Genomic DNA, 644 nt, shown 5'->3' with positions numbered 1-644 from the left:
CCACTACACAGGCTCAAACCAAAAGCGGCAAAGCAATGGCCCTTGAACCCGCCCCCGTCAAGGACGGCAAGTCGGCCTTGACGCCTGATGGCGCTCTCGACCTCCTCAAGCGCGGCAATGAAGCCTTCCTGCGTGACGAGATCATCGTGCCCGATCGAAGCGAGGCGCGCCGCCTTGAACTGGCGAAAGGACAGGCGCCGTTCTGCGCCTACGTCTCCTGCTCAGACAGCCGGGTACCACCGGAACTCCTGTTCGGCCGTGGTCTTGGCGAATTGTTCATCATCCGCAATGCCGGCAACACCGTGGACACGGTGGCGATGGGTTCGATCGAGTATGCCGTGGCAGAACTCGGCGTACCGCTCATCGTCGTCATGGGGCATGAAAGCTGCGGAGCCGTGAAGGCCGCCATGTCAGTGGTGGAAAAGAATGCACGCTTCCCGGGTCAGATCGACAACATGATCGAGCCGATCATTCCGGCAGTCCTTGAAGCGAGAGGTCAGCAGGGCGATGCGCTGGAAAACGCCGTCAAACAGAATGTTCGCCGCGTCGTGCGCAATCTGCGCGAGGAAAGCGATCCTCTCCTGCTCAAACCGCTGGCGGAAGGCCGCATCAAGATTGTCGGCGCCTACTATCACCTCGACAGC

General features: G+C 60.7%; 1 protein-coding gene. It reads left to right on the top strand.

From position 1 onward, the window contains the following. Nucleotides 1-35 precede the first annotated feature (35 nt). Nucleotides 36-644: carbonic anhydrase (locus O8B93_RS27865; protein WP_269713112.1), on the top strand; the 609-nt coding region annotated here is incomplete at its 3' end.

It is taken from the genome of Martinezella rhizogenes, assembly GCF_027460065.1.
Taxonomy (GTDB): domain Bacteria; phylum Pseudomonadota; class Alphaproteobacteria; order Rhizobiales; family Rhizobiaceae; genus Agrobacterium; species Agrobacterium rhizogenes_C.
The sequence above is the reverse complement of the archived record's forward strand: the minus strand, read 5'-3'. Positions and strand labels throughout refer to the sequence as shown.